We start from the raw sequence: 13,639 nt of genomic DNA on the forward strand, positions 1-13,639 counted from the left end.
CTGCCTGCATCGTGCCATCCGGCAATTGCTTGCAGCCGCCCATCGGTTCGTCCGTCAGTCAGGACAGGCCTGTTTTGGCTGACGGATGAGCAGATTGAGCGGCTGCGGCCGTTCTTTCCCAAGAGCCACGGCCGGCCGCGGGTGGACGACCGACGGGTTCTGAGCGGCATCGTCTTCGTCAACCGCAATGGGCTGCGCTGGCGAGATGCGCCCAGCGCCTATGGGCCACACAAGACGCTCTACAACCGGTGGAAGCGCTGGGGTGAGGCAGGCGTGTTCACGCGGATGATGGAAGGGCTGGCGGCGGCAGGCGCCGAGCCGAAGACGGTTATGATCGACGCCACCTACCTGAAGGCGCACCGCACGGCATCGAGCCTGCGGGTAAAAAGGGGGGCCTTGGCCGCCTGATAGGCCGCACCAAGGGCGGCATGAACACCAAGCTCCATGCCGTAGCCGATGCGAACGGACGCCCCTTGAGCTTCTTTATGACCGCCGGGCAGGTCAGCGACTACACCGGTGCGGCCGCGTTGCTGGACGACCTGCCGAAGGCTCAGTGGCTGCTAGTGTTCCACACCTGACGTAAGGTTCCCGCCCTTCCTGAGGTGCGCCCTTGGCTGCCGAGACGAAGGTCCGGGGTCAGCTATGCGGACCTTCCGGCTGCCAGGTTGTCGCGGAAACTTATGCTTCCACAAACTCCTTCGTCCCTTTGTTAGGCGTCGACCGCCGCGAGCGCGAGGTCGTTGATGCGTTGCACACGTTCGATATGGCGCAGCCCTTCAATGAAGCCGGCAGACAGGAAGATGACCGTGAGATCACGCTCGGGGTCGATCATCCATGCCGTGGAGGCACCACCGACCGCCGCGATACTTTGCGGTGATGCGGTGTGCCCGGTCGCGTTCAGGATGTGCCCCCTCCCGCGGACATAACCACCGAGCAAGGTGAAGTGCGCCGGGAAATCGTCGAGGCCGCGCTCTTCGACCTCGAAGACGGTCGCATCGTTAATTAAGCCCGTTGCGTGGTCTTGCCGGGCGTAGTCGAAGAGCGCGGGCGAGAGAACGCGCTGACCGTGCGCCGTCCCGCGCCCGCGGAAGACTTCTGTGAATCGAAAGACATCATTGATCGTAGAATACGCATTTCCGCTCGGCATTTCCGCTTCGCCGTCAAGGAATTCGTTAAAAAAGCGCAGAAGCATCGGTGTGGTAGGTCCCACATTCGCGTCAGTAAACGACACTGGAACTCGCCGAGGATCGTCGATCGCGCACGCGAAGCTGCTGTCCGCCATGCCCAACGGTGCAAACAAATCCTCTTGGGCTATGTGATTGAAGCCGCGCTTTTTCGGATCGGTATTGACGAGGATCTGGCCCAGCAGATCGTAGCCCAAGCCGGAGGTATAGAGGCATCTGGTGCCGGGCTTGTAGGCCGCAGGCAATGCGCTGATCGCGGCGGCTTTGACGGCGAGGTTGCCGACCTTGTCTAGGCCCAACGGAGGGGGGACGAGACCGAACGGCAGCCCCGCAGTGTGCGCCAGCAACTGTCGCAGGGTCGCCCGCTGCTTGCCCAGTGCGCCAAAGCCGGGAACGAGGTCCGCGATGCGTGTATCGAGGCCGAAACGGCCTTCATCAATTGCTTTGAGGACGAGCGTTGCGGTGTATGCCTTCGACATCGACATGAGCAGGTATCGGTCGTCACCTGATGGAGCGCGACCCGGGGCCACCTTTCCGAAGCTCGCTTGATAAGCTACATGACCGTGGCGAGCGACAAGGATCGAAGCACCAAAGTGCTTCCCGTTGTCGATGTCGGCCTGAATAGAGGCACCAAGCCGGGCGAGCGCATCCTTATTCAAACCAACCGAGGATGGAGTGGAATCGGGGTTCATTGAGGTGCTTACCTTTGATTATTGCAGGCCATAACTGTTGATTTCACCCAGAACTGAGCGACCTCTGATTGTAAACTTCCTCTCATGTTGAGGTCAATGCTGGGTTTGTCTCCTCCTTTTTCTTGGCTGCGGATGCCATCGCTGAACTTGCCTTGAAGCGGAAGCTATCGTTTCCGGCCTCTAGCGTTCTGAATCTGACGCTTCTACCTGTTTCCTCTGATTTCATCGAGTTTTTCCAGGGCGCGTCGCTCACGGGTGAGGATGTCGTCGGCCGTTTTGGTCCAGGTAAACGGCTTGGGCTTTGTGTTGTGCTGCCCGAGGTAGTCGTAGATAGCGGCTTCCAGGTCGTCGACGCTGGAGTAACTGCCTCTTCGGATGCGTCTTGTGGTGATCTCGGCAAAGAAGCGTTCGACCATGTTCAGCCATGATGCGCTGGTCGGCGTGAAATGCAGCTTGAAACGTGGATGTTTCTCCAGCCATGCTCTGACCTCGGGTGTCTTGTGGGTGGCGTAGTTGTCGAGCACCAGATGGACATCGCGCGGTTTGAGGACAGCGCGGTCGATGCGGCGCAGAAAACGCAGGAACTCCTTGGCCCTGTGGCGCGGCAGGCATTCGCCGATGACCATGCCGGACTTTACATCGAGTGCTGCAAACAGCGTGGTCGTGCCGTGGCGCTTGTAATCGTGGGTCATCGTGGCCGCACGGCCCTTTTTGAGCGGCAGTCCCGGCTGGGTTCGGTCAAGCGCCTGAATTTGCGACTTTTCGTCAACGCAAAGCACGACAGCCCGCTCCGGCGGATCGAGGTAGAGCCCAACGATCTCGGTGACTTTTTCCTCGAACATCGGGTCGTTCGAAACCTTGAACCCGCGCGTCAGGTGCGGCTTCAGACCAGCCTCAGACCAGATGCGCCCCACGCTCGACGGCGAAATCCCCATGACCTCGGCCATCGCGGCGCGGCTCCAGTGCGTGGCATTGGACGGCGTCTCCTGGACCGTCCTTGCGATGACTTTCAGGCGTATCTCCCGTGGCAAAGGTGGCACACGCGAAGGCCGGGTCTTGTCCCGCCTGAGGCCGGCCACGCCATCGACAAGATAGCGCTCTTGCCAACGCCAGACCGTGGGTTTGGACGTATCCGCGCGCCGCATGATCTCGTTGGTGCCGCAGCCATCTGCCGTCGCCAGAACGATCTCAGCACGCCAGACGACCTTGCGAGGCGTATTTCGGTCGGTGAGTAGTGCCTGAAGCTGCTCACGGTCAGTCGGGCAGAGGTATAGGCAAATGTCATCGCGTCTCATGACGCCAGAATAGAACATCACGGCAATAAAGGGAATCATCCGTCAGGTGGTGAACACTAGGTGACCGCGGCTACGACGCCGACTGGTTCAGGGATGCGCTCCAGGCCAAGGGCATCCAACCCTGCATCCCAGGGCGGCGGTCCCGCAACGAGCCGGTCAGGTACGACAAGCGCCGCTATCGGCGACGTCACCGCATCGAGATCATGTTCGGCCGCCTCAAGGACTGGCGCCGCGTCGCAACCCGCTACGACCGCTGCCCGACCGTCTTCTTCTCCGCCATCGCCCTCGCTGCCACCGTCATCTTCTGGCTGTAATCAACGAGTCCTGACCTTAAAGCATGATCGCGCGCTTGGTGGGTGCCACTGCGGTAAGCATGTAACTGTCCCAAAACACCATCGTTTTCGAGACGCTGGCGGGCACGCCATCCGGTCATCCCGTCTGCCGGCGGACATATTCGCCCAAGCCGCGGGCAACGAGCTCATCATCGGAAAGGCGAGGGCCTCGCTTCAGGCGCTGATTGCCCAGTTTGCGGCGATCCAACTTTGGCCCAGGGGGGACGGGCGAGGGGGCCTTGAACATCCCGCCGGGCTGAGCGGTACGGGCGGGCTCGTTGTTGTTGCGCTTCGCGTGGTGCGGCTGCACCTGCTGGATGGCGTGGGCGAGCGCCAAGGCAGCGTCGAGATGCTTGTTGTCGACCACCGGCGCCTGGTTCACCCGGCGCATCTTGTCGAAGACCCGATAGGGGAGCACCTCGCGCTCATGCTGGATCTCGAGCCGGCCATCAGGATACTCGCACACATCCACCTTCTTGCGGGCGAGACCCTGTGTGACCGGGGTCGGCTCCAGGATGAACATCGCCTTATTGTAGTGGAGGGTGAGGGCACCGGTGACGGTGCGCTGCTCGCGCCAGACCATCTCGGCTTCGAGGTTCTCGTGGATGGCCAGCGGTCGGTGTAGATCGCGCGGGTCGAAGGGCGCCTTGGCGAACCGTTGGTTGTGCTGCGCCATGTAGGAGGGGAGGAAGGCGTTGGCTTGGTCGATGGTGTCGATGCGTTGAAGCCGCATCGCCTTGACGAGTCGATCCTGCAACGTGGCATTGGCGCGCTCCACGCGGCCCTTCGCCTGCGGCGAGTTCGCGCAGATCAGGTCGATATTCAGCCGTTCCAGCGCGCGTCCAAGATGGGTCATGCCGTCGCCGTTCGCCGAGGCCGTGTTGTTGCGGAACGCGCTGTGCTTGTCCGTATAGAAGGCGACCGGCTTACCGTGCCGTTCGAGGTACGTCCGCGTCGCGCGCATGTAGGAGAAGGTGCTTTCGCTCTCGACCATCTCGAGGTGCATCAGTTCGCTCGTGGCGTCGTCGATGAATACCAGGAGCGTGCATTGCGGGCCGCGGTCCTCGAACCACCAATGCTTCGAGCCGTCGACCTGGACCAGCTCGCCGCGACACTCGCGCCGATAGCGGGGTTGGTACGGGCGAGGGCGCCTGGCGGCGCGGTCTTTCCAAAGGCCGGCTTCCATCATGATCTGCCGCAGCGTCTCGCACGACAGGCCGAGGCCGTGGCGTTCGGCGAGATATTCGCGCGCGAGCGTCGGCCCGAAGTCGGCATAGTTTTCTCGCACCAGCGCGACCACCTCGGCGCGAAAGGCATCGCTGTAGCGCCGATTGCTTGGCCGCCCGCGCTTGCGCGACACGAGGCCCGCAGCGCCTTCCTGTCGAAGGCGATCGAGCAGCCGGTAGATTTGCCGCCGCTGGAGGCCCAGCAGCTCCATCGCGTCCGGGATCCGGATTTCGCCACGGTCCAGCCGCATCAGCGTGTCGAACCGGGTAATCTCTGCAGCACTCATCGTCAGCACCGTCATACCATGCGCGTCCTCGTTGCCGAGGAAGGCTATGACACCAGCGACCCGCTGACAGCACCGGCAGTGCCATCTCTATCTAGCAGGATGGTGTCATTTGTATCTGGCACTTACAGGCAATCAGAACGATAATGTACATTATGTAAAGATCGGTGCTGCCGGTCCGATAGGCCCCCGGTCGAAACCGGGGGCCCTCGGGATCGCGATCATGCGGCGCGGAACAGCTCCGGGTCGAGCGCCATCACGGTTTCGCTGCCCGCCTCGATCTTGCGGCGCAGGCCGCTCGCGTCCGGGAGGAAACGCTCGGCATAGAAGCGCGCGGTGACCAGCTTGGCCTCATAGAAGCTGGCGTCGCCACCGCCGGCGGCCAGCGCATCCGCAGCGGCCCTTGCCATGCGGAGCCACATCAGGCCGAGCGCCACCGTGCCGGTGAGCTGCATGTACGGATAGGCACCGGCCCCGACGTCGTTGGGGTTCTTGAAGCCGTTCTGGGCCAGCCACATCGTCGCGCCCTGGAGATGGCCCAGCGCCTTCTCGAGACCTTCGGCCAGCGCAGCCAGCTTCTCGTCGGACCTGGCGGCAGCGGCCTCCTCGGCGACGAGCTTGAAAAAGGCCTGGACCGCGCGGCCGCCGTTCATGGCGAGCTTGCGGCCGACCAGGTCCATCGCCTGCACGCCGTTGGTGCCCTCGTAGATCATCGAGATGCGGGCATCGCGGACATACTGCTCCATCCCCCATTCAGCGATATAGCCATGGCCGCCATAGACTTGCTGGCTGTCGGTCGCCACCTTGTAGCCGATATCGGTGCCGACGCCCTTGATGACCGGCGTGAGCAGGCCGACCAGATCGGCGGCGAGCTGGCGCTCCTCCTCGGTGGCGGCGGCATGCTCGAGATCGACCTGGAGCGCCCCCCACAGGCAGAGCGCGCGCAGCGCCTCGGTCTGCGCCTTGGCTTCCATCAGCATGCGGCGCACGTCCGGGTGGACGAACAGCGTATCGGCCTTCTCGTTCGGCTCCTGCGGACCGGTGAGCGCGCGGCCCTGGCGGCGGTCATGCGCATATTGCACGGCGTTCTGGAGAGCGACCTCACCCACGCCCAGCCCCTGGAGACCGACGCCGAGCCGCGCGGCGTTCATCATGATGAACATGGCGGCCAGGCCCTTCATCTCCTCGCCGACGAGCCAGCCCTTGGCGCCGTCATAGTTCATCACGCAGGTCGAGTTGGCGTGGATGCCCATCTTGTGCTCGATCGAGCCGCACGAGACAGCGTTGCGCTCGCCGAGCGAACCGTCGTCGTTGACCAGGAACTTGGGCACCACGAACAGCGAGATGCCCTTGCTGCTCTCCGGCGCGCCCGGCGTCTTGGCGAGGACGAGATGGATGATGTTCTCGGTCAGGTCGTGCTCGCCCGACGAGATGAAGATCTTGGTGCCGGTGATGCTGAACGAGCCGTCCGCCTGGGGCTCGGCCTTGGTCTTGATCAGGCCGAGATCGGTGCCGCACTGCGGCTCGGTGAGGTTCATCGTGCCGCCCCACTCGCCCGCGACCATCCTGGGGACGTATTTCTCCTGCTGCTCGGGCGTACCCTTGACCAGCAGCGCAGCGACCGCACCGTGCGTGAGGCCCGGATACATGGCGAACGCCATGTTCGAGGAGATCATGAATTCCTGGAACGCGGTGGAGATGACGTGGGGCATCCCCTGCCCGCCAAACGCCTCGGGAAAGCTGAGCGTGCCCCAGCCGCTCTCGACGAACTGCCTATAGGCTTCCTTGTAGCCGGCCGGCGTGGTGACGCTGCCGTCGTCGTGGCGCCTGCAGCCTTCCTGGTCGCCCGAATGGTTGAGCGGGAACAGCACCTCGGCGACGAACTGGCCGCCTTGATCGAGCACTGCATCGACGGTGTCCGGCGTTGCATTCTCGAAGCCCGGAAGATTGGTATAGCGATCGAGGCCGATCACCTGCTCGAGAATGAAGCGCGTGTCGCGCACCGGCGGAGTGTACTGGGGCATTTCAGGGTTCCTCGGAGGTTAGTCGCTGCTTTTGAGCAGATCGACGAATTGCTGGAGCTCGGCGATATGTGCGTCGATGTCGCGCTTCTGGTTCTCGAGCAGGCCGATCCGCTCGAGACAGCGCTCGAGCGTTACTTGCTTCTGGGTGCTGCGATCGTCGCCGACATCGTAGAGATCGATCATCTCGCGGATCTCGGCGAGGCTGAAGCCGACGCGCTTGCCACGCAGGATCCAGGCCAGCCGAGCGCGGTCGCGATGCGAATATATGCGCGTGGTTCCGCGGCGTTCGGGCGCGATCAGCCCCTCATCCTCATAGAAGCGCAATGCACGCGGCGTGACGGAGAACTCGGCGCACAGGTCCGAGATGGTGAAGGTCTCGCGGTCCGGTCGCGATTCGATCGGCGCCAGGGCCTCGAGCGGAAAGGCTGGTGCGTTCATGGGCATGGAAATTACCTTCCCTTTACGTGAACGTCAACTACTTGCGCGTCGTAAAGTCACAAGGGTCATGGCACCTACGCGCGAGGCGCCCCGGCGTCCTGCCACACCCATGGGCGGCCATGGGCGGCGCCGCGAGGATGCCGCATTCCTTCGTGCATGATCGCGCATGAGCATGACGCGAGTGTTTCAGAGGAAGCCCTGCATTGGAGGCGGCTAGCCGTTTCCGCACAGCCTCTTGCCGTTCGTATCGCGCATCGCCGCTGCCTCGGCGGCCGACTCGCTCAGCCGGGTCACTTCGAGGCCGGCATAGGAAGCCCGTTTGGCGCAATATCGATTGCAGCCATCGGGCAACGCGCCTGGAAAGGTGATCTTGTCGCCGTCGTACCGGGCATCGAAGGAGCAGCTGCCGTCCTCGCCCAATTCGATATGGAGCGCCTCCCCTACCCGGCTCGCCCGGCCGCTGCCGCTGCACGTGATGCGGTCGCCGTAATCGACGAACGCGCCGATCCGGTAGCCGAGCTGCTCGTCGGGGACGATGCAGATGCGATCGGTGTCGCGGGCATAGAGGCCGGCGATATCGGTATCGGCCGGATTGCGGACCAGCCCGCGCTCGATGGCGGCCCTTTCCAGGTCCTGGGGCGGCTGGGCCTTGTCGGTCTGCTTGGTGCCGCCGGAACAGGCGGCGAGGAACAGCGCGAGGAGCAGCCCGGCGCGCATCATTCGCGCACGAGCTTTCCGTCCTCGACGATCCGGTAGAAGCAACTCGGCGCGCCGGTGTGGCAGGCGGGTCCCTGCGGTTCGACCTTGAGCCAGATCGCATCCTGGTCGCAATCGATGCGGGCTTCGATCAGCTTGAGAACGTGCCCGGAAGTCTCGCCCTTTTTCCAGAGCCGACCGCGGCTGCGCGACCAGAAGGTCGCCTCGCCCGTATCGAGCGTTGCCTGGAGAGCTTCCGCGTTCATGTGCGCGACCATCAGCACCGTGCCGTCGGGCGCGGTGCAGACGGCGGTAATCAGGCCGGCGGCATCATATTTCGGGTCGAGCACGGCGCCCGTTTCGCGATTGGTGTCCACGGGGGCTATCTAGCCTGCTCGCCCCTTCCCGTCATTAAGGGAGTCGCAGCGCCTAGTGATCCCGGATCGCATCGATCAGCGCTTCCTTGTCCATCCTGGAACGGCCCTCGATGCCGATCTTCCTGGCTTCGGCGTAGAGCTCTTCCCGGGAGCGGTCCTCAAGGTCGGCGCCGCGCGGATGAAGCGTGCCCGCCTCATGGGCGTTGGCGATTCGCGCCGCCTTCTCCTTCGAATTCCCTTCCTCGCGCAGTTTCTCGTAGAGTTCGTCGTTCTTGACCTGGGATCCATGGTCGTGGCCGGGCATCGGAAGTCTCCTTTCCGCCCTGAAAAACCACCGAAAAACCCTGTCAGTTCATTTATTTGTGACAGACCGGCGACAAATCGCGCCGAAGCGCCTATATGCGCGCCCGACAGTTCCAAACCCCTCGAGGGCTGATGCTTACCACGAACCCGTTCGATGACGACAAACTGCGCGAAGAGTGCGGCATTTTCGGCGTTTCCGGCATGGATGGCGCCGCCGCGGCGGTCGCGCTCGGCCTGCACGCGCTGCAGCATCGCGGCCAGGAGGCGGCGGGCATCACCAGCTTCGATGGCCGCCAGTTCCACATCCACCGCGCGATGGGACATGTGGCGGGCAATTTCGACCGCGACGAAGTGATCCGGGCGCTGCACGGCGACACGGCGTGCGGCCATGTGCGCTATTCGACCACCGGCGAGACTTCGCTGCGCAACGTCCAGCCGCTCTATGCCGAGCTGGCGAGCGGCGGCTTCGCTATCGCGCATAACGGCAACATCTCGAACGCGATGCGCCTGCGCCGCGACCTGATCCGCCGCGGCGCGATCTTCCAGTCGACCAGCGATACGGAGGTGATCATCCATCTCGTCGCCACTTCGCAGTTCCGCACGCTGATCGACCGCTTCATCGACGCGCTGAAGCAGGTCGAGGGCGCCTATTCGCTGATCGTGATGACGCCCGAGGGCATGATCGCCTGTCGCGATCCGCTGGGCATCCGCCCGCTGGTGATGGGCAAGCTCGACGACACGATCGTCTTCGCGTCGGAAACGGTGGCACTGGACGTGGTCGGTGCCGACTATGTCCGCGACGTCGAGCCGGGTGAGCTCGTGATCGTGAAGGGCGGCGAGGTCAGCTCGCACAAGCCGTTCGCGCCGGTCGCGCCCCGGCCGTGCATCTTCGAATATGTCTATTTCTCGCGCCCCGATTCGATCAGCGACAACCGCTCGGTCTATTCGGTGCGCAAGGCAATCGGCGCCCAGCTGGCGATCGAGGCGCCGGTGGAAGCCGATCTGGTCGTCCCCGTCCCCGATTCGGGCGTGCCCGCGGCAATCGGCTATGCCCAGCAGAGCGGCATTCCGTTCGAGCTCGGCATCATCCGCTCGCACTATGTCGGCCGCACCTTCATCCAGCCGGGCGACAAGGTTCGCCACCTGGGCGTGAAGCTCAAGCACAACGCCAATCGCGAGCTGATCCAGGGCAAGCGGATCGTGCTGATCGACGATTCGATCGTGCGCGGCACCACGTCGCTGAAGATCGTGCAGATGATGCGCGAGGCGGGCGCGGCGGAAGTGCACATGCGCATCGCCTCGCCGCCGACCCGGCATTCGTGCTTCTACGGCGTCGACACGCCCGAGCGCGCCAAGCTGCTCGCCGCCAAGATGGACGTCGGCGGGATGACCGACTTCATTCATGCCGACAGCCTGGCGTTCGTGAGCATCGACGGCCTCTACAAGGCGCTGGGCGAGGCACACCGCGCGGATATCCATCCGAAATATTGCGACGCCTGCTTCTCCGGCGAATATCCCACCACGCTGACCGATCAGGACGAGAACGGCCCGCCGGCCGACCAGTTCGCACTGCTCCACGAGCGGGTGGGCTGATCCAGCCATGCACGAAGGGGCACTTTCGGGGCGCACGGCGCTCGTCACCGGCGCGAGCCGCGGCATCGGCGCGGCGACCGCGCTGGAACTGGCCAGGCTGGGCGCGCACGTGATCCTTACCGCGCGTACCGCGGGCGGGCTCGAGGAAGTAGAGGAGGCGATCTTCGCCGCGGGCGGCTCCGCGACGATCGCCCCGCTGGACCTGACCGAGAATGACAGCATCGCCCGCCTTGGCGAGGCGATCTCCGGGCGCTGGACGGCGCTGGACGTGCTCGTGCTCAACGCGGCGACGCTCGGCACGCTGAGCGCCGTGCCGGTGATCGACTTCAAGGAATTCGCCAAGGTACTGACACTCAACGTCACTGCACAGGCAGCCCTGCTCGCGGCGTTCGATCCGTTGCTGAAGGCGGCGGAGCATGCGCGGGTGATCGGCATCACCTCCGCCGTAGGTCGCACCGCGCGCGCCTATTGGGGCGTCTATGGCGCATCCAAGGCGGCGTTCGAGAATCTGCTGCTTACTTATGGCGAGGAAGTCGCCAATCTCAGCGGTGTGCGCGTCGGCATCGTCGATCCCGGCGCCACGCGCACCAAGATGCGCGCGCGCGCCTTTCCCGGCGAGGATCCGGAGACGGTGAAGGCCCCCGAAGTGGTGGCCCAGCGGATCGCGGCGCTTGCGGCCTCCGGGTTCGAAGCCGGGCATTTCGAGCGGGTGACGGGCTGACCCGCCACCCGGCGCGAGCGGGGACGGCGGCTATCTGGCCGCCGCTTCGAACAGCCGGTTGAGGAACGCCGTCCGCGCCATGCCATAGGCGTCATCAGACGCCTTGGGCGCCGCCGCCGAGACGGCGATCACCACCTTCGACTTCGGATCCACCCGGATCGTCTGGCCGAAAATGCCCTGGGCGCCGAAACGGCCCTCAGGATAGGTCCACCATTGATAGCCATAGCCGCGGCCCGGCACGCCGATATCGGCATGCGAGGTGGTCGACTGGCGATACCAGTCTGCCGGGACGACTCCCTTCCCGCCTTCGAGCACGAACTGGCCCATCCGCGCATAGTCGCGCAGGCTCACCGAGAGGCAGCAGCCGCTGACTTCGTGCCCGGACGGATCGACCATCCAGAACGCGTCCTGCTCCATCCCGTACGGCTTCCAGATCTTCTCGCTGAGATAGCTGGCGAGCGGCTGCTTGGTCGCGCGCATCACCAGCACGCCGATCAGGTTGGTCTCGCCGGTCTTGTAGACCCATTTCGCCCCCGGCGCGAATTCGCGGGGAAGCTTCTTCATGTAGAAGACAGTGGGGTCCTCTCCCGCCGGCACCGGCTCGAGGAACATGCGGGCGACATCGGATTTGGGATCGGTATAGTCCTCGTTCCACTTGACGCCGGAGGTCATGGTGAGGAGCTGCGCGATCGTCACGCCGTCATAGCCGCTGCCCGCCAGCTCGGGAATGTATTTGGTCACCGGCTCGTCGACCGACTTGATGAAGCCGTCCTTGATCGCGGCGCCGACCAGCGATGACGTGAACGACTTGGCAACCGAGAAGCTGGTCCAGCGCCCCTCGCGCGAATAGCCGCGGGCATAGCGTTCGAGGACGATCTTGCCGTCCTTGAGCACAATCAGCCCGGCGACGTTCTGCTCGGCGATGAAGGCATCGAGATCGGCATCGGGAAAGGCCAGCGGCTTGCCGGCGGGCAGCGGACGCACCTTCCCGCCCGCCCGGACGATGTGGCCGGGGAAGAGCTTCTCCATGTGCGGGAAGTTCTGGTCGCGCTGGGCCTGGCTCCAGAACAGCACCTCCGCGCCGACCTTGCGAAGGCCCGAATTGTCGCCGGGCTGCATCTGCACGCCGGGCGAGGCGACCGCCTGTGCCTTCGCCCCCTGCCCCGCGAAGGTTCCGAGCGCCAGCACACCCGCCAGAAGCCAGTTCTTCATATCCTCTCCTCCTTCACCAAGGTGAGCTGGACGACATCTATCCCGCCGCCTCTGAATCCACCCTCGCAATACATGAGATAATATCGCCACAAATTCTTGAATATATTATCAAAATTCTCAGGAAGCGCATGTGCTTCCACTGCTGCGTCAAAGGCTTCGCGCCAGCGCCGCAGCGTCTCGGCATAATCCGGGCCGAAACTGACGCGATCGCGCCAGGACAGACCCCGCGCTTCGGCAAGTGTCTTCAACCGCGCTTCCGAGAGCAGCATGCCGCCTGGGAAGACATAGGCCTGGATGAAATCGACATTGGCAGCATAGTCTTCGAAGAACGCGTCATCGAAAGTGATGATTTGCAGCGCCGCGTGCCCGCCGGGCTTCAACGCCCGGGCGATTGCGTCCAGATAGGCTGGCCAATATTCCCGCCCCACCGCTTCGGCCATCTCGATGCTGGCGACCGCATCATAGCTTCCGGTGACGTCGCGATAGTCGGTGAGCGTGAAGCGCGCGCCCCGGGGCACGCGCGTTTCGGCCCAGGCCTTTTGCTCGGTCGAAAGCGTGATGCCATGGACCGTGCGCCCTTCCCGCACCGCCAGTTCGGCGAAGCTGCCCCAGCCGCTGCCGATCTCCAGAATCTCGTCGCCGGGCCGGGTGGCCGTGCGAGCCAGGATCGCGGCGAGCTTCTCTTGTTGCGCTTCCTCCAGCGACTGGTCCGGCGCGGCGAAGAGCGCGCTCGAATAAGTCATGCCGGGATCGAGCCAGAGGCGGTAGAAGTCGTTGCCCAGATCATAGTGGAAATGGATGTTCCGGCGCGAGCCGCGGCGATCGTTGCGCCGCATCGCATGGATCAGGCGCTTGATGCGCAGCGACGGGCCGGTCGCCCGGGCCTGGCGGGCGAGTTCCGCGCGATTGCTGCCGAACAATGCGAAGAGCGCTACCGGATCCGGGCTGGTCCATTCGCCGCTGGCCCAGGCCTGGTACCAGCCGATCGAGCCGCCGACCGCCAAGCGGAGCAACGCGCGCCAGCTGCGCAGGTCAACCACCGCTACAGGGCCCTCCTCCCGGCCGCCAAGCAGCCGCGCGGTGCCGTCGGGCAGGGTGAGCGTCAGGCTGCCCCTGGCGATGGCGGCATCGATCCGGTCGAGCTGACGGCGGAAGAACGGAGCGAGCGCTCGCGAGAGCCATCCCCCGCCTCGCGGAGCGGGATCGTTCGAGATGGACTGGCTCAGCGGCGCGTGCATTGCGACGCGAACAATGCACGCGCC

At 64.3% G+C, this 13,639-nt stretch carries 12 protein-coding genes and 2 pseudogenes; 4 read left to right on the top strand and 10 right to left on the bottom strand.

What is annotated here, in order from left to right; translation table 11 throughout:
* Positions 1-24: 24 nt before the first annotated feature.
* Positions 25-563, top strand: a pseudogene (locus FFS08_RS00190) (IS5 family transposase); the annotation flags it as partial.
* A 146-nt stretch (positions 564-709) separates the two neighbouring features.
* Here FFS08_RS00190 and FFS08_RS00195 read toward each other — a convergent pair.
* Both FFS08_RS00195 and FFS08_RS00205 read right to left on the bottom strand, forming a co-directional pair.
* On the bottom strand, positions 710-1,876 hold the full coding sequence (locus FFS08_RS00195; RefSeq protein ID WP_137861125.1) for a serine hydrolase domain-containing protein: 1,167 nt from the start codon (positions 1,874-1,876) through the stop codon (positions 710-712).
* A gap of 203 nt (positions 1,877-2,079) precedes the next feature.
* Positions 2,080-3,171, bottom strand: coding sequence for an IS630 family transposase (locus tag FFS08_RS00205; protein WP_137861124.1), 1,092 nt, complete (start codon positions 3,169-3,171; stop codon positions 2,080-2,082).
* 56 nt (positions 3,172-3,227) lie between these two features.
* On the opposite strand from FFS08_RS00205, the pseudogene FFS08_RS00210 reads away from it, so the two are divergent.
* Positions 3,228-3,485, top strand: a pseudogene (locus FFS08_RS00210) (transposase); the annotation flags it as partial.
* Positions 3,486-3,600: 115 nt separating this feature from the next.
* On the opposite strand, the gene FFS08_RS00215 reads toward FFS08_RS00210, so the two are convergent.
* The 6 genes from FFS08_RS00215 to FFS08_RS00240 form a co-directional block, all read right to left on the bottom strand.
* Positions 3,601-5,031, bottom strand: a complete 1,431-nt coding sequence (locus FFS08_RS00215; protein ID WP_137861123.1) for an ISNCY family transposase — start codon at positions 5,029-5,031, stop codon at positions 3,601-3,603.
* A 203-nt stretch (positions 5,032-5,234) separates the two neighbouring features.
* Complete coding sequence (locus FFS08_RS00220) at positions 5,235-7,037, bottom strand: acyl-CoA dehydrogenase C-terminal domain-containing protein (protein ID WP_137861122.1); 1,803 nt, start codon at positions 7,035-7,037, stop codon at positions 5,235-5,237.
* A gap of 18 nt (positions 7,038-7,055) precedes the next feature.
* Positions 7,056-7,475 carry a MerR family transcriptional regulator gene (locus FFS08_RS00225; protein ID WP_137861162.1) on the bottom strand — a complete coding sequence of 140 codons (420 nt, stop codon included), beginning with the start codon at positions 7,473-7,475 and terminating at the stop codon, positions 7,056-7,058.
* A 213-nt stretch (positions 7,476-7,688) separates the two neighbouring features.
* Entirely contained in the window at positions 7,689-8,195 is a 507-nt protein-coding gene (locus FFS08_RS00230) for a hypothetical protein (RefSeq protein WP_137861121.1), read from the bottom strand.
* The gene (gene hisI / locus FFS08_RS00235; RefSeq protein ID WP_137861120.1) at positions 8,192-8,548 is read right to left on the bottom strand and encodes a phosphoribosyl-AMP cyclohydrolase; all 357 of its coding nucleotides are present in this window, start codon (positions 8,546-8,548) and stop codon (positions 8,192-8,194) included. The genes FFS08_RS00230 and hisI overlap by 4 nt, the downstream gene beginning before the upstream one ends.
* A gap of 52 nt (positions 8,549-8,600) precedes the next feature.
* A complete protein-coding gene (locus FFS08_RS00240; RefSeq protein WP_137861119.1) occupies positions 8,601-8,852 on the bottom strand; it encodes a DUF7218 family protein in 252 nt (83 codons plus the stop codon).
* 131 nt (positions 8,853-8,983) lie between these two features.
* Between FFS08_RS00240 and purF the strand changes: the two genes are divergently transcribed.
* On the top strand, positions 8,984-10,444 hold the full coding sequence (gene purF / locus FFS08_RS00245) for an amidophosphoribosyltransferase (protein WP_137861118.1): 1,461 nt from the start codon (positions 8,984-8,986) through the stop codon (positions 10,442-10,444).
* A gap of 7 nt (positions 10,445-10,451) precedes the next feature.
* Positions 10,452-11,165: an SDR family NAD(P)-dependent oxidoreductase gene (locus tag FFS08_RS00250; RefSeq protein WP_137861117.1), complete on the top strand. Its 714-nt coding sequence runs from the start codon at positions 10,452-10,454 to the stop codon at positions 11,163-11,165.
* A 30-nt stretch (positions 11,166-11,195) separates the two neighbouring features.
* Here FFS08_RS00250 and FFS08_RS00255 read toward each other — a convergent pair whose 3' ends face one another.
* Together FFS08_RS00255 and FFS08_RS00260 are read right to left on the bottom strand one after the other, a co-directional pair.
* Positions 11,196-12,377, bottom strand: a complete 1,182-nt coding sequence (locus FFS08_RS00255) for a serine hydrolase domain-containing protein (protein WP_137861116.1) — start codon at positions 12,375-12,377, stop codon at positions 11,196-11,198.
* The gene (locus FFS08_RS00260) at positions 12,374-13,615 is read right to left on the bottom strand and encodes an SAM-dependent methyltransferase (RefSeq protein ID WP_137861115.1); all 1,242 of its coding nucleotides are present in this window, start codon (positions 13,613-13,615) and stop codon (positions 12,374-12,376) included. The genes FFS08_RS00255 and FFS08_RS00260 overlap by 4 nt, the downstream gene beginning before the upstream one ends.
* Between the last annotated feature and the right edge of the window lie 24 nt (positions 13,616-13,639).

It is taken from the genome of Sphingomonas sp. 1F27F7B, assembly GCF_005503355.1.
Lineage (GTDB): Bacteria > Pseudomonadota > Alphaproteobacteria > Sphingomonadales > Sphingomonadaceae > Sphingomonas.